This is a genomic window from Micromonospora sp. FIMYZ51, assembly GCF_038246755.1.
Taxonomy (GTDB): domain Bacteria; phylum Actinomycetota; class Actinomycetes; order Mycobacteriales; family Micromonosporaceae; genus Micromonospora.
This window is the reverse complement of the sequence record NZ_CP134706.1, coordinates 6837345-6857663: the sequence shown is the minus strand read 5'-3', so window position 1 is coordinate 6857663 and position 20319 is coordinate 6837345. Positions and strand designations below refer to the sequence as shown.

Sequence of the window (20319 nt, the reverse complement as noted above, 5' to 3'; positions counted from 1 at the left end):
CCCTTGCGTGCAGCAGTGCTGACCCGCCACGGCGCCGACGGCCTGGAGATCCAGGATCTGCCAGGCCCGGTCGCCGCCGCCGGCCAGACCCTGGTCCGGGTACGCAGCGCCGGCGTCAACTTCTCCGACGTGCACATCGTCGAGGGCACCTACTCGTTCAACCCGCCGCTGCCGCACCAGCCGGGCATCGAGGCCGTCGGCACCACCGACGACGGGCGGCGTGTGCTGGCCCGGGCGGGCGCCGGGGCCTGGGCCGAGCGGATGCTCAGCGAGCAGGTCGTCGAGTTGCCCGACTTCGTCAGCGATCGGGCCGCCCTGGCCATGGCGACGCAGGGCTACAGCGCTTGGCACATCCTGCGTACGGTCGCCCGCGTCACTCGCGGCGACACGGTCGCGGTGACCGGCGCGGCCGGCGGGGTGGGCTCGATCGCGGTGCAGTTGGCCAAGGCGTGGGGTGCCCGTCGCGTCATCGGCGCCGCCTCCACCTCGGAGAAGCGCGACCACGCCAAGCGCCTGGGTGCCGACGTCACGGTCGACTCCACTTCCGCCGACATCGGTGCCGAGCTGGTGGAGGCGAACGGTGGCCGCCAGCTCGACGTGATCCTTGAGATGCAGGGCGGTCCCCGCTTCGACTCGGCGTTCGCCGCGCTCGCCCCGTTCGGCCGCTGCGTCGTCTACGGCGCCGCCTCCGGTGAGCAGGCCACGCCGGTACGCCCCGAGGGGCTGATGGCGGGCACCCGGATCCTCGCCGGCTTTTCGGCGTACAACCTCAGCACGCTCCGCCGCGAGATGTTCCCGGAAACCATGATCGGCCTGTTCGGCATGATCAAAAAGGGGCAGCTGGACGCCGAGACCGGCCGCGACTATCCCCTGGCCGACGTCGCCCAGGCCGTGCGGGACATGCGGGACCGGGCCACGATCGGCAAGGTCACCCTGACCGTCGCGGCGTGACGGTGAACATCTCTGCGGCCCGCACCCATCCCGGTCGGCTGGCGGTGATCAGCGGCAGCGACCGCCTCACCTTCGCCGACCTGGACCGCCGCGCGGACGCGGTGGCGGTCGCCCTGGCCGCCCGGGGCGTCCGGCGCGGCGACGTGGTCGCGCTCCGGATGGAACGCTCCGCCGCGATGGTGACCGCCGTGCTCGGGGTGCTCCGGTCCGGCGCCGCCTACCTGCCTGTCGATCCCGCGCATCCACCACGCCGACAGGCCATGGTGATCCACGAGTCGGCAGCCGGACACCTGATCACCGACCTGGCCGCCGGTCCACCGGACGGCGTCGAGGTGGTGGACGTCGGCGCTGCGCTGCGTGGCGAGGTCGCAGCGGATCCGGAAGCGCTCGCCGCGCTGCCCCGGCCGACCGGTGACGACCTCGCCTACGTCATCTTCACCTCCGGCTCCACCGGGCGGCCGAAGGGCGTGCTGGTGCCGCACAAGGCCGTTCGCGCACTCGGCGAAGCGCTGGTGCGCTGCGGTGCGGCCGGCCCCGGCCACGACGTGGTGGCGTGGAACGCCAGCCTGTCCTTTGACGCGTCCGTGCAGCAGTGGGTGCGGCTGCTCCGTGGCGACACGCTGGTACTGCTTAGCGAATCCGAGCGCCGGGACCCGGCAGACCTCGTGAACGTGCTGCGCCGTCATGAGGTCACCGACCTCGACATCACCCCGACCCACCTGCGCCTGCTGCTGCCGCACCTGGACCGCGCCGGCCTGCCGCGCCTGCGGCTCCTCGTCGGCGGCGAGGCGATCGACGGCGAGCTGTGGAACGCCCTCGCCGAGCGGCGACGCACCGGCCGGATGGTCGCCTTCAACGTGTACGGCCCGACCGAGTGCACGGTGGACGCCGTCGTGGCCCGGGTCGGTGATTCCCCGGAACCGGTAATCGGCCGGCCGTTGCCCGGATTCGGGGCCCGGGTCGTCGACCTGGCGGGCCGCGACGTCCCCACCGGACAGCGTGGTGAACTGCTGCTCTCCGGCACCGGCGTCTCCTGGGGTTATCTCGGTCGCCCGGCGTCGACCGCGCTCGCCTTCGTCCCCGAACCGGCCGGCCCGCCGGGCAGCCGCGCCTATCGCACCGGTGACATGGTGCGGCAACTTCCCGGCGACGCGCTTGCCTACCTGGGCCGCCGCGACCACCAAATCAAGATCAGAGGAATCCGGATCGAGCTCGGCGAGATCGAGCACGAACTACGCGGCCTGCCCGGCGTCGCCGACGCGGTGGCCCTGCTGAGCACCACCCCGGACGGCACGTCGCAGATCGAGGCCGCGGTGGCCGCGCCGGTCGAGCCGGATTCCTGGCGATCCCTGCTGACTGCCGTCCTGCCCGCCGCGGCGGTGCCCGTACGCCTGCTGACCCTGCCGACCCTGCCGCGCAACCAGAGCGGAAAGGCCGACCGCGCTGCCGTCGCCCAGCTGCTGGCAGCCGACGCCGAAGCGTCGGAGGCACCTGACATCGAAGCGCGGTTGACCGTGCGGCAGCGCTACGTCGCCGGTGTCTGGGCCGATGTCTTCGGCGCTCGCCGGCTCACCGCGGACAGCGAGTTCACCGCGCTCGGCGGCCACTCCCTGTCGGCGATCGTCGTCGCCGACCGGGTACAGCGCGAGACCGGACGCCGCGTCACGGTCGCCGACGTGCTCTCCGCGCCGACCGTCGCCGCCTTCGCCGAGCTGCTCGACACGCTCCCGGCCGGGCCCGTTCCGGCCGCCGTGCCGCCCGCTCCGGTCGCCCGGCGCAGCGCCCCGCTCGCCCCGCAGCAGGAGGGTCTCTACCTGCTGCACCAGATGTACCCGCACTGCTCCGCCTACCACGTCCCCGCGCTGTTGCGCCTTGACGGTCCGCTCGACCTCGACCGGTTGGCCCGCGCGATCGCCACCGTGGTGACAAGGCACGCCGCGCTGCGTACCCGGATCGGCACGGTCGCCGACCGCCCGGTGCAGATGGTCACCGAGCCACCCACCGAGCCGCCGCTCACCGTGCACCGGGGCGACGCGGCGAACGTCACCGAGTGGGCCGACGAGGTGGTCCGGCGGCCGTTCGCGCTGGATGCGTCGCTGTTCCGCGCCGAGGCCCTGATCACCGGGGACGGCGTCTGCCACCTCGCCCTGGTCGGGCATCACATCGTCGTCGACGGCTGGTCGATGGAGGTGGTGCAGCGCGACATCGGCCTCGCCTACCGCGGTGAACTCCCGGCCGGGGAGCCGGTGCAGTTTCCGGCGGTCGCCGCCGCCCTGCGATCTGCGGGCCACCGGGCCGAGGTGTCCCGACAGCTGGAGTACTGGCGGGACCGGCTCGCCGGGCTGCCCGAGCCGATCCGGCTGCCGTTCACCCGGCGGCGGCCGGTCACGCCCCGGTTCCGGGCCGGCCGGGTCCGCCGCCGGCTCGACGCGACGACCGCGCAGGCCCTGCGCCGGCTGGCGGCGGCCTACCGCGTCCCGTTGTTCCCCCTGCTCACCCTGGGCCTTGCCGCGGTTGTGCACCGGCTCACCGGCCAGCAGGATCTCGTCCTCGGCACCCCCGTGGCCGGCCGCGACGGTGCCGAGACCAGCGACTCGGTGGGATTCTTCAACAACTCGCTGGTGCTGCGGTTGTCGCTGGACCCGGGCCGGCCGGTGCGGGACAACCTGCGCACCGTGGCGCGCACCATCGTCGACGCACTGGCGAACCGGCACGTGCCCTTCGACGAACTCGTCCGCGAACTGGCCCCGCCGCGCATCCCCGGTGCCAACCCGATCTTCCAGATCTGGTCCAACATGCTGTCCTACCCCATCAGCCCGCCGAACCTGGGCGATGACGTCACGGTCACCACCGAAACCGCTCCGGTGCCGGGCGCCCTCTTCGACCTCTCCGCATACTTCACCGACACCGCCGACGGCGTGGAGGTCGACCTGGTCCACGACGCGGACCTCTTCGACGAGGACCGCGTACAAACCCTCGCCGACGACCTCGTGGCAACCTTCACCGCCTTCCGCACCGACCCGGACCGCCCACTGGCCGACCTGAGACCGGACGCGCCTGCGGTCCGTTCGCCCTGGCGGACTGTGCCGTCCCGCCCGGCCCCGGCGACCGACGCCGGAGCGCCGTGCCTCGACGCCGGGGCGCCGTGCCTCGTCGCAGCCGACGCCGGGGCGCCGTGCCTCGTCGCGGCCGATCACACGCTCACCGCAGCCGAGCTGCGCGCGGCCATCGACCGGTGCCGGGCTGACCTCGATGCGGCCGACCCCGACCGCCGCCGTCCAGCCGCCATCGTCGGCGCACGCACCCCGGCCCTGGTCATCGCCTTGCTGGCGGCGCTCACCGGCAACCGCCCGTACCTGCTCATCGACGCCGACCTGCCGGCGGCTCGGCAACAGCGGATGCTTACCGCCGTGGAAAACCCGCTGCGCATAGCAGCGACCGCCCGGACGCCTGTCGTCCATCCGGAACCGACCCCCGCGCCGCACGGCATCGCGGTCCCGCCCGGAACCGGTTACGTGGCCTTCACCTCGGGCTCGACCGGCCACCCCAGGCCGATCCTCGCCTCCGCGGCCCCGCTCACGGCACTGCTGCGCTGGTATCCGGAGACCTTCGCCATCACCGCGAACGACCGCTTCTCCGCGCTGTCCGGCGTGGGCCACGATCCGCTGCTGCGCGAGATCCTGCCAGCCCTGTGCGCCGGTGCCACCCTGCACCTGCCCTCGCCCGCCGACACCGCCACCCCGGCCGCCCTCGTGGCCTGGCTGTCCGCGCAGCGGATCACGGTCCTCCACCTCAGCCCCACCCTGGGCAGGCTGCTCGCCGCCTCCGGCGCCACCCTCCCCACCGTCAGGCTGGTGGCCTTCGGCGGAGGCCCGGTCCACGCCACCGACGTCACCGGCCTGGCCAGGCTGTGCCCGGCAGCGCGGATCGTCTCGCACTACGGCGCGACGGAGACACCTCAGGTCGCCGCCACCGTCGACCACACCACCGGCACCGGATTCACCACCGGCACCGGACCGATCGTGGGCACCGATTCCCCCACCGCCGAACTCCTGCTCATGGACTCCCACGGCCGGCCGGCGCCGGCCAACGGTGCCGGTGAGATCTGGGTCCGCAGCCCCTACCTGGCGTTGGGCTACCTGGGCGATCCCGCCAGCACCGCCCGCCGCTTCCTGCCCGACCCGTACGGCGAACCCGGTGTCCGCGCCTACCGGACCGGCGACCTGGGCCTGCGCCGCCCCGACGGCACCATCGAGTTCCGTGGTCGCGCCGACCGCCAGATCTCCGTCCACGGCAACCGGGTCGAGCTCGACGAGATCGAGGCCATCCTGCGCGAACACCCGGGCGTGCACGACGCGGTCGCGTACCTCGACGGTGAACAGCTCGCTGCCGCAGCCTCCGGCATACCCGAGTTGACCCCCGCCGACCTGCGCCGTCATCTCTCGGCGATGCTGCCGCCCGCGGTACGCCCAGGGGAGCTCCGGGTGGTCGGCAAGATCCCGCTCACCGGCAACGGCAAGCCGGACGTCGCCGCGCTTCGGCGTACCGGCGAACCCGCGCCCGCCGCGGAGGCCCTCGACGCCGATCTCGCCGCTGTGGTCACCCGCGTCTGCACCGCCGCATTCGGGCGCACCGTGATCGGCCCGGATGTCAGCTTCTTCGAGGCCGGCGGCACCTCACTCGCGCTGATCGAGGTCGAGGCGCGGCTGAGCCGAGCGCTGGGCCGCACGATCGGGCTGACCACGCTGTTCCAGAACCCCACCGTCCACTCGTTGACCAAGGCGATCCAGGAAGCGTCCCGATGACTGTCCTCATTCTCGTGGGCTACGGCTCCGGCTGGTTGTCCCTGCTGCGGCGGGCCGTCCCGGACCGCCGCGTCGTCATCGTGGAGGAGCCCGCCGTGGCCCGTGCTCGCGGCGCCCGCGCCCACCTGGCCGAGCACTGGCCGGAGTGCGAGCTCTACGAGCTGGAGTTCCAGCGCCCGATGGCGGCCGATCTGTTCCACCTGTGGCATCCCGAGCTGGCCGCCGCAGCCGTCATCCCGATCGACGACACCGCAGTCGAGTTCGCCGCCCGGCTCGCCCAGCGTCTCGGCCGGCCCGGCGCAGGCCCGGCACCCGCCGGCATCCTGCGCGACAAGTACCTGCTGCGGCAGGTGGCTGACGCCGCAGGCATCCCGAATCCGGACTGGCGACTGGTCCGCGAGCCGGACGAGGCGGTCGCCTTCGCCGGGCGGGTCGGCAGCGTGGTGCTGAAACCGACGGCTCGGGCGGGCTCGTCCGGGGTGCGGATCGTGCCCGACCCGGGCGGGCTACGCAGAGCCTGGGAGGAGATGACCGGGCCGCCGGCACATCACAGCATTCGTCGTCCGGCGACCGAGTCCTACCTCGCGGAGCGCCGGATGACCGGCTGGCAGTACAACGTGAACCTGCTTGTGGAGCGGGGCCGGGTCATCTTCGAGGCGGTCGTGGCCACCGACGTCGCGACCGGGACCCACCCGGTGCCGGTCACCGAGACCCTCACCCCCGAGCCGTCGGAGCACCACGACGCGCTCGTCGGAGCGGCTCGGCGGCTGGTCGAGGCGAGCGGATTCGGCACGGGCTTCATCCACAGCGAGTGGATCGTCGAGGACGGTGTGCCGCACCTCGTCGAGTGCGCCGGTCGTCTCGCCGGCAACCCCATCATGGTGATGATCGGATACGCATTCGGCTTCGACGTGCTCGCCGCGTACCTCTCGCTCATGGCCGGGGAGTCGCCCGGCCCGCTGCCGCGCCGACCCCGCCGGGCCGCGGTCATGCTCACCAAGCGGGTGCGTCCGGGCCGGGTGCTTTCGGTACGCGGTGCCGACCGCGCCGCCGCCCTGCCCGGCGTGGCCGCGCTGGAGGTCATGGTCCGCGAGGGGGAGACGCTCACCGAGCTGATCTCGCTGCCGAGTGCCGCCGCCCGGGTGGTCGCCCACGGGACGGACGTCGCCGAGGCGTGCCGGGTCGGCGAGGCCGCGCTGGCCGCCGTCGAGATCGTGACCACCGCATGAACGCGGACGTGATCCTCGTCGGGTACGGCCGTACCTGGCTCGACCACATCGAGCGGCTGTGGCCCGGCGCACGCGTGCTGCTCGTCGTGGAGCCGGCCGTGGTCCGTGACCGGCGCGTCCGGCAGCACCTGGCCGAGTCCTGGCCCGGTCACGAACTCTACGAACTCGAATACCGTCGTCCGCTCGCCGCCGACCTGTTCCACCTGTGGCATCCGGAGCTGACGGCGCGTGCGATCCTGCCGACCGACGACACCGGTGTCCCGTTCGCCGCCCGCCTCGCCGAACGGCTCGGTCTGCCCGGCTCCGGCGGCGTCCCGGCGGTGATCCTGTCGGACAAGTGGCGGCTGCGGCAGCTCGCCGACGTGGCCGGCGTCAGTTCCCCGGCCTGGCAGGTGGTACGCGACGTCGCCGAGGCGACGGCCTTCGCCGAGCGGGCCGGCGGCGAAATCGTCCTCAAGCCGGCGGCCCGAGCCGGCTCGTCCGGTGTGGAGCTCGTCGCCGAACCCGCCGGGCTCCCTGCCGCCTGGCAGCGGATGTTTCGCTCGGACGCCGAGACCTATCTGGCGGAGCAGCGCGTGATCGGCGAGCAGTACAGCACGAACCTGCTGCTCGACCGGGGCGAGGTGCGCTTCGCCAACGTCACCGGTGCCCACGTCACGCCCGGCCGGCATCCCGTGCCGGTGACCCATTTCGTCGATCCCGGGCTGGCACCGCAGCTGCACGACACCCTCGTCGACGCGGGTCGCCGGCTCACCGTGGCCGCCGGGTTCGGCACCGGCTTCGTACACATCGAATGGATCGTGCGGGACGGCACGCCGTGGCTGATCGAGGCCGCCGGACGTTTCCCCGGCGGCCTGATGATGCTGCTGATCGGCTATGCGCACGAGGTCGACACGATGGCTGACTACCTGGCCGTCATGTCCGGCGGTCCGGTGCCGGCCGTCCCGCCACGACCGGCCAGGCACGCGACGGTCGCCCTGAGTGTCCCGGCCTCGCCGGGCAGGGTTTCGGCTGTGCACGGTACGGCGCAGGCCGCGGCTCTTCCCGGCGTGCTCGCCGTGGAGTTGGCCGTCGGAGCGGGCGACGAGGTGGGGGAGCTGGTCTCGATCCCGCGAATTCCGGGCCGGGTGGCCGCGATCGGCGCGACCCTCGACGAGGCGACCCGGACCGCGCGCAGCGCGCTGGCGACCGTCCGGATCGTGACTGGGGGCTGAGCCAGGGCTTGACTGTGCCGTGGCGGCACAGTTTGTGATCGACTCATGGGTCGAAGCACCTGGGCCTACCTGGGCTCGTACAGTCTGTCTCTGCTGGGAAACGGGATCGCGTCGGTGCTGTTCCCGCTGCTGGTGCTCGCGAGGACCGGTGACGTCCTCGCCGCCGGGATTCTTGCCTCGGTGACAGCCGCCGTCGCGGCGGTCGTCGGCGTACTGGCAGGGGTGGTCGTTGACCTGGTCAACCGACGCACCGTGTCGATCGTCAGCGACGTGCTGTCGGCGGGGTCGGTCGCGGCGGTTCCGGTGGTGGATGAGTTGTGGGGGTTGAACCTGACCTGGTTCATCGCGCTCGGCGTGATCGGCTCGTTCGGCGACATGCCGGGGATGACGGCGCGGGAGACCCTGCTTCCCCGTCTCGTCCAGCTCGACGGCGGCAAGCCGGGCGCACTGGACCGGCTGGTCGGCGTACGCGAGTCGCTGTCGGGTGCGCTTGTGCTGATCGGCCCCGGCCTGGGCGGGTTGTTGGTGTGGCTGGTCGGCGTGAGTTCCGCCGCCCTGGTCATCACCGCCGCGATGAGCCTTGCTGCGGCGTTGCTGTCGTTTGCGATGTCCCCTCGGGCGGGTGAAATCCCCCAGGCCGGAGCGGGTTCTGCGCGGGCCGGTGTCCGTGGGATGTTGGCTGATCTCGGAACCGGGTGGCGGTTCCTGCTCGGGCATCGACTGGTGCTGGGCGTGAGCCTGCTGACGGCGGTGTTTGTCGCGGTGATCGCAGCGTTGCAGGCGACGATCCTGCCCGCCTACTTCACGAGCGAGAACCTGCCCGAGTTCAGCGGTTTCGCCGCGCTGGGCATCGCCGTCGGCAGCCTGCTCAGCGCAGGCGTCTACGCGGCGACGGTGGGAAAGGTGTCGCGTCGGACCTGGTTCGTGATCGGCATGGTCGGCAGTGGCATCGGATTCACCGTGATTGGCCTGATGGCAGCACCTTGGCTGGTCCTCGCGGCGGCCGTGTTCGTCGGACTTCGTGCGGAACTCGACAGCAGAATCGCTGCGCTCGAACGCATCCGCTCCGAGGTCGATGAGCTGATCCGGCTCGGCGTCTCCCCCGACCTGTCGCCCGAAGCGCTGCTCACCATGCAGGCACTTGGACGCGACCCCGCCGCACGTAACGTCGCGATCGTGCTGACCCACCTGATTCCGCGCGAGGAGACGATAAGCCTCGTCGAGGCACTGAAGGGCGTACCCGAAGAGTTTTTGCGCATCAACACGGCGCTCCTTGCACTGCCCGCCGAGGCATCGGAGGGCGAGATCGTCTCGCTCGCCAACCGTGCGGTTACCGCGCTCAACGGATTCTTTGCCGCCGCCCACTCCGAGGCGCTCCCGGATATCGGTGAGAGCCGCGCGGGTCAGCCGAACGCCGAGATCCTCAATGCTGTCGCAATGGAGCACATGAACCATGCCCAACGGCGCGTCATGCAGCTCATCCTCGACCAGGTGACCAGCCGTGGGTGACCGGGCGCCTCGGTCATCTGAGCAACTGCGTCCTCGGTGCGCCGACCCGACGAGCGCGCGTGGCAGCGCTGCCGGCGCGCCGCCGACACTGCGGTCCGGCCCGGAGCGCACGCCCCGGGCCGGATCGGTGATGCAGTGGTCGGCGGACATCCCGCCGCCGTCAAGCGCTCGTGATCATCTTCCCAGGGACACCAGGTTGAACCGCTGGTTGGTTTGTCCGTGGCAGTCGTAGAGCTGGACCTGGGCTCCGTTGGCGGTGCTCCAGACGTCCAGGCAGCGGCCGGATTGGACGCCGCTGATGGTGCCGTTGGAGTTGACGTTCCATTGCTGGTTGGTCTGTCCGTGGCAGCTGTAGATCTGGACGGCGGCGCCGTTGCCGGATCCTCCGGCGTCCAGGCACATGTCGCCGTAGACCCGTAGTTGCTTGTTCGCGGTGTAGGTCCAGGACTGGTTCGTCTGCTTGTTGCAGTCGTAGAGCTGGACCCGGGTGCCGTTGGAGCGCGAGGCGTTGGGTACGTCGAGGCACCGGCCCGACTGCACTCCGACGATCTCGCTGGCGGAACCGGGCGGAGGCGTGGTCGGGGTGGTGGTGGGGGTCGGCGTCGGCGTACCGGTCGGCGGCGGAGTGGTCGCCCCCGGCGGCAGCAGCGGGCAGGTACTGCGGTAGGTGACCACGCCGCTGTTGTCCAGCAGCGGGCAGAGGAACTGGCTGTACCGGGCGTCGTTGTCGATGAACATCTTCAGGAACGGCAGCATGGTCCGGATCAGCACCGGGTTCGACCGCCCGACCATGAACCCATGGTCACCACCGGCAACCTCCAGGTACGCGCTCTCCGTGCTGGCCGGGAGGCTGTTGTAGAGGCCGAGGGCGTAGGACGGGGTGACCACCGTGTCCGCCTGCCCGGAGATGATCATCGTGGGCACCTGGTTGCTGGCCAGGTTCGACGACGGCGAGTACGGCGTGATGCCGACCACTGCCTTCAACGACGAGCGCCGCATGGCTGCGCTGAGCGCTCCACCGCCACCCATGGAGTGACCGGAGACGGCCAACCGGCTCGGGTCGACCCGGTCGCGTACCGGGCTCTGCTGGGTCAGGTAGTCCAACGCGGCGAGCAACTGGGTGCCTCGGGCCGTGTCGAAGTCGTTACGGCTGTTGGTCTCGATGCCGATCACGACGAAGCCGTGCGATGCCAGCCACGGTCCCATCCAGGCCAGCTCGGCGGAGAACAACGCGGTGTAGCCCGGCGAGATCGCGATGGCCCCGAAGGTGCCCTGGCTGGTGTCGGTCGGGTAGTAGATCCTGCCGCCGTTGAAGCCGTACCCGGTCGGGACGCTCACCGACGTGTTGGCAAAGGGGCCGTTCACGGCCGCGACGCTGGTCCGGGTGGGGTCCGGCCCCCGCTGGTACGGGTTGTCGGCGGCCGACGCCGATCCGGTCGCCACCGTCACGGTGAACAACCCGACGGCGACTGCGATCCCGGCCGTGGCGAGCTTGAGCAGCCGCCCTCGCAGGCCGGCGGGCACTCGGTCAGCACGGATGTTTTCCGAGGGTGGGGGAGGTGCGTGTCCTCGCACTTTCGGTACCTCCTGGTGGTGGTGGTGTGGGTGAGGTGGGCGGGCCCGGCTTGGTGCCGGGCCCGCCCGCTCCGGCTGTGCCCGAGCCGGAGCTGCGTGCGTCAGGGTTGGAGGGTGAGTAGTCCGGGGCGGTAGGGCAGGAGGCCGTAGTCGCCGCCGGAGTTGGGGGAGCGGCCTTGGTAGAGCAGTTGGAGGTTGCAGGGGTCGATGGTCATGGTTTGGTCGGCGTTGGTGCGGATGAGTTCGCCGTGGCTGATGTCGTTGGTCCAGGTGGCGCCGCTGTTGGCTTTGCCGGCGAAGGGGTTGCTTTCGGTGGCGGCCTGGGGGGTCCAGGTGCCGCCGAGGCTGGTGGCGGTGAAGGAGCGGAAGTAGCGGCCTTGGGAGCCGATGGCTTCGACGATCATGAGGTAGCGGTTTTGGCCTTGGAGTTTGTAGACCTGGACTCCTTCGAACAGGTTGTTCGTGGTGTCGGTCATGATGGTGGTGTAGTTGGAGCCGAAGCTGCCGGGGAAGTTGCCGATGGGCATGCTGGCGCGGTAGATGCGTCCGTTGTCGCCGGCGAAGAAGAGGTACATGTTCTGGTCGTCGCCGATGAGTGCCTGGTCGATCGGGCCGGTGCCGGAGTTGGAGATGCTGCCGGTGAACAGGGTTTGTGCTGCTGACCAGCTGTTGACGTTGGTCGGGTTGGTGGAGGTGCGGTAGGAGAAGGCGGGTCCGCCCCACTGGTAGGCCAGGACCCAGATGTTGCGGGGGGCGAAGTAGAACAGGCTGGGTGCCACGGCGGAGAACGGCATGGCGTTCTGGCTGGCCGAGCCCATCTGGTTCCAGTTGGAGAACAGGCCGAAGTTCATCGAGCCCCAGCTGGTGCCGGTGTCGTGGGTGGTGGCGTAGACCAGGTGCTGACCGTTGTACGGGGCGTGGGTGAAGTCCTTCAGTGACACCCAACCCGCCCGCGGCTGCGCCAACGCGCCGGTGGAGGACCACCGGTACGACGACGGCAGGTTGCAGTTACCCGACGGCGGCGGCGTCGTGGTGGTCGTGGGCGTCGGGGTCGGCGACTGGGTGGGACCGCCGAGCGAGACGAGCCGGAACTGCTGGTTGGTTTGTCCGTGGCAGTCGTAGAGCTGGACCTGGGCTCCGTTGGCGGTGCTCCAGACGTCCAGGCAGCGGCCGGATTGGACGCCGCTGATGGTGCCGTTGGAGTTGACGTTCCATTGCTGGTTGGTCTGTCCGTGGCAGCTGTAGATCTGCACGGCGGCGCCGTTGCCGGATCCTCCGGCGTCCAGGCACATGTCGCCGTAGACCCGTAGTTGCCTGTCTGCGGTGTAGGTCCAGGACTGGTTCGTCTGCTTGTTGCAGTCGTAGAGCTGGACCCGGGTGCCGTTGGTGCGTGCGGCGTTCGGCACGTCGATGCACCGACCTGACTGGGTGCCGACGATCTCGTTGGCCGAGCCGGGTGATCCGGTGGGTGACGTGGTGGGGGTGGGCCCAGGCGTGGTGGGGGTGGGCGCGGGGCCGGCGCTGTTCAGCGCCTCCAGGGTGGCCGTGTAGGCGGGCTTCTTGTTGCCGTTGCACTCGAAGAGCAGCGGCGTGCCGCCGGAGCGCCACGAGTCGCAGTCCCGCACACCCCACACGGTGATCCCCGTGCACCGAGCGACGGCGAGGCAGTCGTTTACCACGCTGCGGTAGGTGTTGGCCTGCGTGGTGCCGGAGCCCTCGATGTCCAGCTCGGTGATCTGCACGTCCACGCCGAGCGCGGCGAAGCTGGACAGGGTGGTGCGGTAGTTGCTGTTGTACGGCGATTGCGCGTTGAAGTGCGACTGGAACCCGACGCAGTCGATCGGCACGCCGCGCTGCTTGAAGTCGCGCACCAGGTTGTAGACGGCCTGGGTCTTGGCCCAGGTCCAGTTGTCGGTGTTGTAGTCGTTGTAGCAGAGCTTGGCGTCCGGGTCCGCGGTACGGGCGGCGCGGAACGCCGCCTCGATCCAGTCGTTGCCGGTGCGTTGCAGGTTCGAGTCGCGCCGGGCACCGCTGTTGCCGTCCTCGAACGCCTCGTTCACCACGTCCCAGGAGTGGATCTTGCCCCGGTAGTAGGAGGCGACCCGGGTGACGTGGTTGAGCATCGCGTTGCGCAACGGGGTGCCCGACATGTTGCGCATCCATTCGGGCTGCTGCGAATGCCAGGCCAGGGTGTGGCCCCGGACCTTCCAGCCCCGGGAGAGGGCGTGGTTGACGATCCGGTCCGCGTTGCCGAAGGTGAAGTTGTTCTGCTGCGGCTCGGTCGCGTCGATCTTCATCTCGTTCTCGGGAGTGACGCTGTTGAACTCCCGATTCAAGATCGTCGTGTACGCGTTGTCGTTGAGCTTGTTCGCGGCAACGGCGGCACCGAAGTACCGGCCCGACTGGTTGGCGGCTGCCGCGAGGGTGGTTTCCGCGGCCTGGGCGAGATTCGGCAGCATCGACACGACGAGGACTGCAACTATCGCGGCAGTGCCGGAGGCGGAGAGCGTTCGAAGTCGACGCCCGGAGGGACGGGTCCGGGAGATCATGATGATCCTCCAAGGGATGGCTGGGACGAACTGGTCAGCTCGGAGGTGAGTGGGTGTCGGCTGGTCCCGACCGCCCGCCCGGGCCTTGGTGGTGGCTGCGGGAGGTGGACCGCTGCTGATCGGTGCAGGTGCCTCCAGTGGTTGGGCTGGCGGACCGAGGTGTGTTAGCGCTCACAAATCGATGAATTCAGATTTTCAGAGAATTCCCGGATTTTCAAGCGGAAGTTTTGGCTGCCCGTCCCAGCTCAGCTCGGCCGAGCGACCGCCACGGCAGGGTGTGCGCCCCCGGAGGTGGCCTCAGCCGGGGTGCATTGACGACGATCGAAGGCCGCGCTAGCGTATCTATCGGAAACTTCCGAGGAAAGCATCCGAGAGTTTCGGTCCGGGGCTCGAGGTGGTTCGTCGCGGAAGCCCTGGCGTCCCAGCACGTCGCTGGCGAGGGCACGGCACCTCGGTCACCGACCGTAGTTCGGCGTGACGAACGTGCGGCAGCATCGGCGCGGGTGGGCGAGCCCCCCGCGCTAGCCGCAGTTTCTTCTCTGTTCGGGCTGGCTGCCGAGGTCATCGCCGGTAAGCCTCAGGCGGGTCGTTCCGCCCACCTGATCACTGTTGGTAACCGCGAAATCGGTTACATTCATCTATAGTTGTCGATGCATTCACGCGCGCGTCCCGTCCCCACCATCCGAGTCAGGACAGACCCATGACACGCATCCCGCTGAGAGCCGTGCTCCCCGCCGGGCTCGCGATCGCCTTGATCGCCGGTCCGCTGGGGGCACCGGCCACCGCGCAGGCGACCGTCCCGATCACACTGACCGGCGCCAGTGCCACCAGCCCCAGCGCCGACGTCTCCATCGCCGGTCGGGCGGTGACCATCACCGCCCCGGGCACCTACGAGATCACCGGCACCCTCAACGACGGTTACCTCAACGTCGACACCTCCGCCCCGGGCACCGTCGAACTGATCCTCAACGGCGCCGCCATCACCAACTCCAGCAACGCGGCCCTCCAGGTCGCCGACGCCGACGAGGTCGTGATCACGCTCGCCGCCGGCACCACCAGCCGACTCACCGACGCGACCCGGTACGTCTATCCGGATCCGAGCATCGACGAGCCGAACGCCGCCCTGTTCAGCAAGTCCGACCTGCGGATCACGGGATCCGGGGCGCTGTCCGTGCGGGGCAACGCGTACGACGGCATCACCAGCAAGGACGGCCTGGTCATCGAGTCGGGCACGATCACCGTGAACGCGGTCGACGACGGCATCCGGGGCAAGGACTTCCTCGACATCACCGGCGGAAACATCGACGTCACCGCCGGCGGCGACGGCATCAAGTCCGACGACGACGAGGCGGGCCGGGGCCGGCTCGCCATCACGAACGGCACCGTGCGGGTGACCGCGGGCGACGACGCCATCAAGGGCGAGAACACCGTCGCCATCTCCGGTGGCAGCGTCACCGTCACCAACTCCTACGAGGCGATCGAGAGCAAGCAGATCACCATCAGCGGTGGCAGCGTCAACGTCACCGCACGCGACGACGCGATAAACGCGGTCGAGGACGGGTACGGCGACTTCGACGTGGCACCGAACGCGTTCGTCCGCTTCACCGGCGGAACCACAATCGTCAACTCCAGCATCGACGGCATCGACTCCAACGGCTCGGTGACCTTCGCCGGTGGCACGGTCGTGGTCAGCGGGCCGAGCACCGGCAGCCCCGGCGAGGGCGCGCTCGACTCGAACGGCCCGGTCTACTTCAACGGCGGCACGATGCTCGGGGCCGGTTCGACCTCGATGGCGGTGCTCAGCCTGCCGCCGACCACGGGCCAGGGTTGGGTCGCTCCCCAACTGTCCAGCAGCCAGGGCGCCGGCACCCTGCTCCACCTGGTCTCCGGCGGGCAGGTGCTGGTTTCCTACCGCGCTCCGAAGAGCTTCCGGGAGGTGGTCTTCTCCTCCAACCGGATCCAGCACGGGCAGACCTACGAGGTCTACCTGGGCGGCAGCCTCTCCGGCACGACGATCGGCGGCATGGCCACCACCGGCGGCAGCATCGCGGGAGCCACCCGGCTGATGACCGTCACCGCCGGGCAGTACCGCGGTGGCCTGGTCGGCTGGCCGCCCGGCGGCCCCGGCTGGCCACCGCCGACCACTCCGCCGCCGAATCCGACCACCCCGCCGCCGAACCCGACGACGCCGCCGCCCGGCGCTCGCGGCTGCACGGCGACCTACTCCATCCAGAACCAGTGGCAGGGCGGCTTCCAGGGCGAGGTACGGGTCACCGCCGGCTCGTCCCCGATCAGTGGTTGGCGGGTGACCTGGACCTTCGCCAACGGCCAGACGATCACCCAGTCCTGGAACGCGACCATCAGCGCCAGCGGCTCGGCGGTGACGGCGAGCAACGTCTCCTTCAACGGCTCACTCGGTGCCGGGGGCAGCACCACCTTCGGCTTCCTCGGCTCCTGGAACGGCAGCAACAGCGCCCCGACCCTGACCTGCACCGCATCTTGATCAGGTAGCGCCACCGCGAAGCTGACATGTTCCTCACTTCCGCTCGCAAAGCTGGCTCCGGTCGGCCGGGAGGCCGGCCGGAGCGGTCCGGGAGCGGCCCGGCCGACCGGATGGAAGGGGCGATGTCATGCGGAGACGTCGGGCGCTCTGGGTGAGTGCCGTCATGCTGGTCGCGCTCTCGGCCTGCGGGGCGACGGGCGACGAAAAGCAGGCCGACGACGGCGGGACGCAGGTGGCCACCCTGGCCACTCCGGAGCCGGATCGGACCGGTTCGGCGCAACCGAAGGAACAACGCCCGCGCGAGCGGCTCGACACCACGCCGGAGGAGTTCCAGGCGTTGCTCGGACCGTACAACAGGTGCCTGGAGGAGCAGGGTTTCCCGAACAAGACCGGTGCGGGCGGGGACGCCCCCGTCGGCCGGCCCCGGGTTGCCAGCCCGGAGGAGTTGGAGAAGTTCGAGGCGGCGAACCGGATCTGTGAACCGCAGTTCTATCCGCTGCCGCCGTGGGAGAAGGATCCGGCCAACCCGGAGGCCCGGGACTTCGCGCTCAACGTGGTGAGGTGCCTCAAGGACAAGGGCGTCAGGTACGTGGAGGTCAGCGAGGACGGCATCTCCCTGGCCCTCGGCGGTGACCAGAACGATCCCCGCTCGATCAGCCTGGGCCTGGACCTCGCACCCGAGTGCGAGCGCAAGGTGGCCGCCGCGTCGAAATGACGTCGGGGCGTACCGCGAGTGCGGCGGCCGGGGGGATCCGGCCGCCGCACTCGTTCGGATCCCGGGCCAACACCGCCGTCGGATCCCGGGCGAGCACCGCGAGCGGGCAGGTTCAGCCGGCCGCGAGGGCCTGCGTCGGGGGTAGCCGAGCCGCGCGTACGCACGGGTAGACACCGGCGAACACCCCGATCACGACCGCGCCGCCAACCCCCAGAACTGCCGATTCTCCGGGCACCACCAACGGCCAACCCTGCCAGGTCGCGTACCCGACGGTGGCGAGCAGGCCCAACGCGGTGCCGACCAGTCCGCCGAGCACCGCCAGCAGCACCGATTCGGTAAGGAACTGAGCTCGAATCTGCCCACGGGTCGCGCCGAGCGCCCGCCGCAGGCCGATCTCCGTGCGCCGTTCCAGGACCGAGACGACCATCGTGTTGGCTACCCCGATGCCGCCGACGAGCAGGGCGACCCCGGCCAGGGCCAGAAAGAGTACGGCGAAGCTGCCCTCGGTGGCCCGCTTGGCGGCCAGCGCGTCGGAGGGGCGGCTGACCACCACCTGGCCGGGTCGTTCCGGTGCGATGGTCTCCGCAAGCACCTCCCGGACCGCCTCCAACTGCGACTCCACGCAGCGCACGTAGATCACCGTCGGGTGACCGTCGAACCGCAACTCGCTGCGGGCCGCCTCCCACCCGACAAGCACCGAGCGGTCGATGTCCGGCGACAGCGGAGTCTCGGCCAGGATGCCGATCACGGTGAACCGGCGGTCCGCGATGATCACCTGCGGCGGGGGCTGGCCGGCGGGCAGGTCGGCGATGCCGAGCCGGGCGGCGGCGACGGAACCGAGCACGACGGTGGGGAAGTTCGCCGTGGCCGGGTTCAGCCAACTGCCGGCCCGGATCCGTGCGTTGATGGTGGGCAGCAGATCCAGGTGGCTGGCCAGCACGGTGAGGCCGGAGCCGTTCGCGGGGTCGACGCGGTCGTTTCGGCGTACCACGGTGTGGGTGTTGCCGACCGCGCTGACCGCGGTGACCGGGCCGATGCGCTTGACCATTCCCACCGCCGATGCCGGCAGTCGGGTCGGTGGATCGCGGTCCGGCGCGGCCATCGCCTGGAGGGTGTTCGTGCCGAGTGCGGTCAACTCCGCCAGCAGCGCGGCCTGGCTGGACGCCGGGATGCCGGTCACCACGATCATCGTGGCGATGCCGATCGCGATGCCCAGCGCCGACAGCACCGCCCGCAGCGGACGGGTACGCAGGCCGGTCAAGCCGAGCGCGAGCAGGTCCGGCACGGCCAGCCGGGCGGGCCGTGGTGCCCGGTCGAGTTGCCCGGTCACCGGTCCGCCGCCCCGGCGCGCACCGCCGGCCAGGTCGACGACCCGGCATCGTCGCGAACCAGCCGGCCGTCGCGGATCTCGATCCGCCGAGGCAGCGATGCGGCGATGTCGCGGTCGTGGGTGATCAGCACGATGGTGGTGCCCTCCTCGTTGAGCCGGCGCAGCAACCGCAGCACGGACTGCCCGGTGGCGGTGTCCAGCGCGCCGGTGGGTTCGTCGGCCAGAACCAGCGAGGGTCGGTTGGCCAGGGCGCGGGCGATCGCGACGCGCTGCTTCTCGCCACCGGACAGTTGCCGTGGGTGATGCCCGATGCGGTGCGCCAGGCCGACCCGGGCCAGGGCACGCAGCGCGTGTTCCCGCCGCTGTCGACGCGGCACCCCGGCGTAGAGCAGACCGGTGGCCACGTTCTCGACCGCGCTCAGGCCGTCGGCGAGGTGGAACTGTTGGAAGACGAAGCCGATCTCCCGGGCCCGCAGCGCCGACAGTTGACGGTCCCCCAGCGTCGCGACGTGCTGCCCGCCGATGTGGACGGTGCCCGAGGTGGGGCGGTCCAAGGTACCGATGATGTTGAGCAGGGTGGACTTGCCCGAGCCCGATGGACCGACGATGGCCACCAGTTCTCCGGCGGCGACGTCCAGGCTCACCCCGCTCAGCGCGGTGACCCCACCCGGGTAGACCATCGACGCGTCCCGGACCGAGAGCACCGGTCGGCTGCTCACGCGGGTACCACCAGCTCGGTGCCCTCGGTCAACCCGGCGCCGGTGATTTCGACCCAGCCGTCGGCGAACATGCCGGTGCGCACCGCGACCAGTCCGCTTGGCGTCTGCACCGCGTAGCCGCCCTCGCGCAGGGCCACCAGCGCCTCGACCGGCGCGGCCAGCACGTCGGCGGCGGTACGCCCGACGAAGACCACCTGAACCTCGCCGGAGTCGAGGTCGGCGATGGCCTTCGGCTTGTCGACCGCCACCGTCACGGTCAGCAGTTGTGGGCCGGTGACGATGCCGTTCTCGGCCGCGACGAGATCGCGGCCGACGGAGACGACCCGGGCCGGCACCGTACGCTCGTCGGGCAGCCCCACCTTCACCCGGTCGCCGCGTTTGATCGTGGCGGCGTCGGCCAGCTCGGCACCGACCGTGATCACCTTGCGGATGGCGGTCACCGACATCAGTGGTGCGTTCGCCGGGTCGCCGGGTTGGCTGCTTATCGACTCCACCCGGATCGCTCCGCTGGAGACCTCGACGTGACCCACCGGGATCGTGCCGGTCGCCGGTACCCCGAGATCGGTCTGCCACCGTTTGATCGCCGCGATCAGGGCGGCGGTGAGGACGCCCTCGCCGCTGCGTACCCGCTGCGGTTGCGGCCCGGCATCCGCCGCGCCGGGATCGGTGGTGGAGTTCCCGGCCGGCGGGTGCGGCGTCACCCGCTCGCCGGCTGCCGGCTGCCGCCCGATCGAGTAGCCGAGCGCGCTGAGGTTCTCCGCGACGATCCGCACGTCCCGGCCGACCAGGTTGTGCCCGGCGATGTCCCGGTACATCGGCATGCTGCCGTAGAAGAGCACCACCGGCCGGTCATCGGCCCGGAACAGCTGCCCACCCCGCTTGATCGTGGCACCGGCCGCAGGCAACCAGGTGACCGTCGCCGCCAGGTGTCCGGCGAGCGGGCGGGCCGCGCCGAACCCGATGGTGCCGGGCAGCGTCCGGGTGGTGGAGAGGTCGCGGCGGACGATCGGCGTGGTCGCGACGGTGCTCGGCTCCTCCGGCCCCGGCTCGGCGGCGGCCCGGTGCCGGGTCACCGCGAACCCGGACCCGACCGCCAGCCCGGCCACCACGAGCCCCACGGCAAACCAGCGCATTCCGCGCCGCCGGGCCGGCGGATCCGACCCGCGCGGGATGAACTCGGTCGGGTCGTCAAGCTTCCGATGCATGCCGACGAGCGTGTC

At 70.9% G+C, this 20319-nt stretch carries 12 protein-coding genes; 7 read left to right on the top strand and 5 right to left on the bottom strand.

What is annotated here, in order from left to right; translation table 11 throughout:
- The first annotated feature begins 3 nt into the window (after positions 1 to 3).
- From QQG74_RS30790 to QQG74_RS30770, 5 genes are read left to right on the top strand one after another with little or no spacing between them, the layout of a single operon-like run.
- Positions 4 to 951, top strand: coding sequence for a zinc-binding dehydrogenase (locus QQG74_RS30790; RefSeq protein ID WP_341718116.1), 948 nt, complete (start codon positions 4 to 6; stop codon positions 949 to 951).
- Positions 948 to 5756 (top strand): amino acid adenylation domain-containing protein, encoded by a 4809-nt coding sequence (locus QQG74_RS30785; protein ID WP_341718115.1) that lies wholly within the window; start codon positions 948 to 950, stop codon positions 5754 to 5756. The genes QQG74_RS30790 and QQG74_RS30785 overlap by 4 nt, the downstream gene beginning before the upstream one ends.
- Positions 5753 to 6985: a hypothetical protein gene (locus tag QQG74_RS30780; protein ID WP_341718114.1), complete on the top strand. Its 1233-nt coding sequence runs from the start codon at positions 5753 to 5755 to the stop codon at positions 6983 to 6985. The genes QQG74_RS30785 and QQG74_RS30780 overlap by 4 nt, the downstream gene beginning before the upstream one ends.
- Positions 6982 to 8199 carry an ATP-grasp domain-containing protein gene (locus tag QQG74_RS30775; RefSeq protein WP_341718113.1) on the top strand — a complete coding sequence of 406 codons (1218 nt, stop codon included), beginning with the start codon at positions 6982 to 6984 and terminating at the stop codon, positions 8197 to 8199. Before QQG74_RS30780 ends, QQG74_RS30775 begins: the two co-directional genes overlap by 4 nt.
- A gap of 45 nt (positions 8200 to 8244) precedes the next feature.
- Positions 8245 to 9708: an MFS transporter gene (locus tag QQG74_RS30770; protein ID WP_341718112.1), complete on the top strand. Its 1464-nt coding sequence runs from the start codon at positions 8245 to 8247 to the stop codon at positions 9706 to 9708.
- A 174-nt stretch (positions 9709 to 9882) separates the two neighbouring features.
- Here the strand turns inward: QQG74_RS30770 and QQG74_RS30765 are convergent, their stop codons facing one another.
- Together QQG74_RS30765 and QQG74_RS30760 are read right to left on the bottom strand one after the other, a co-directional pair.
- Positions 9883 to 11232, bottom strand: a complete 1350-nt coding sequence (locus QQG74_RS30765; protein WP_341718111.1) for a ricin-type beta-trefoil lectin domain protein — start codon at positions 11230 to 11232, stop codon at positions 9883 to 9885.
- Between the two features lie 152 nt (positions 11233 to 11384).
- The gene (locus QQG74_RS30760) at positions 11385 to 13742 is read right to left on the bottom strand and encodes a non-reducing end alpha-L-arabinofuranosidase family hydrolase (protein ID WP_341721455.1); all 2358 of its coding nucleotides are present in this window, start codon (positions 13740 to 13742) and stop codon (positions 11385 to 11387) included.
- 790 nt (positions 13743 to 14532) lie between these two features.
- Between QQG74_RS30760 and QQG74_RS30755 the strand changes: the two genes are divergently transcribed.
- Together QQG74_RS30755 and QQG74_RS30750 are read left to right on the top strand one after the other, a co-directional pair.
- The gene (locus QQG74_RS30755) at positions 14533 to 16335 is read left to right on the top strand and encodes a carbohydrate-binding domain-containing protein (RefSeq protein ID WP_341718110.1); all 1803 of its coding nucleotides are present in this window, start codon (positions 14533 to 14535) and stop codon (positions 16333 to 16335) included.
- Positions 16336 to 16462: 127 nt separating this feature from the next.
- Positions 16463 to 17050 (top strand): hypothetical protein, encoded by a 588-nt coding sequence (locus QQG74_RS30750; RefSeq protein ID WP_341718109.1) that lies wholly within the window; start codon positions 16463 to 16465, stop codon positions 17048 to 17050.
- Positions 17051 to 17162: 112 nt separating this feature from the next.
- Here QQG74_RS30750 and QQG74_RS30745 read toward each other — a convergent pair whose 3' ends face one another.
- The 3 genes from QQG74_RS30745 to QQG74_RS30735 are packed head-to-tail and all read right to left on the bottom strand — an operon-like array spanning position 17163 to position 20304.
- Positions 17163 to 18380 (bottom strand): ABC transporter permease, encoded by a 1218-nt coding sequence (locus tag QQG74_RS30745; protein WP_341718108.1) that lies wholly within the window; start codon positions 18378 to 18380, stop codon positions 17163 to 17165.
- On the bottom strand, positions 18377 to 19084 hold the full coding sequence (locus tag QQG74_RS30740; RefSeq protein WP_341721454.1) for an ABC transporter ATP-binding protein: 708 nt from the start codon (positions 19082 to 19084) through the stop codon (positions 18377 to 18379). Before QQG74_RS30740 ends, QQG74_RS30745 begins: the two co-directional genes overlap by 4 nt.
- An 11-nt stretch (positions 19085 to 19095) precedes the next feature.
- The gene (locus QQG74_RS30735; RefSeq protein WP_341718107.1) at positions 19096 to 20304 is read right to left on the bottom strand and encodes an efflux RND transporter periplasmic adaptor subunit; all 1209 of its coding nucleotides are present in this window, start codon (positions 20302 to 20304) and stop codon (positions 19096 to 19098) included.
- Between the last annotated feature and the right edge of the window lie 15 nt (positions 20305 to 20319).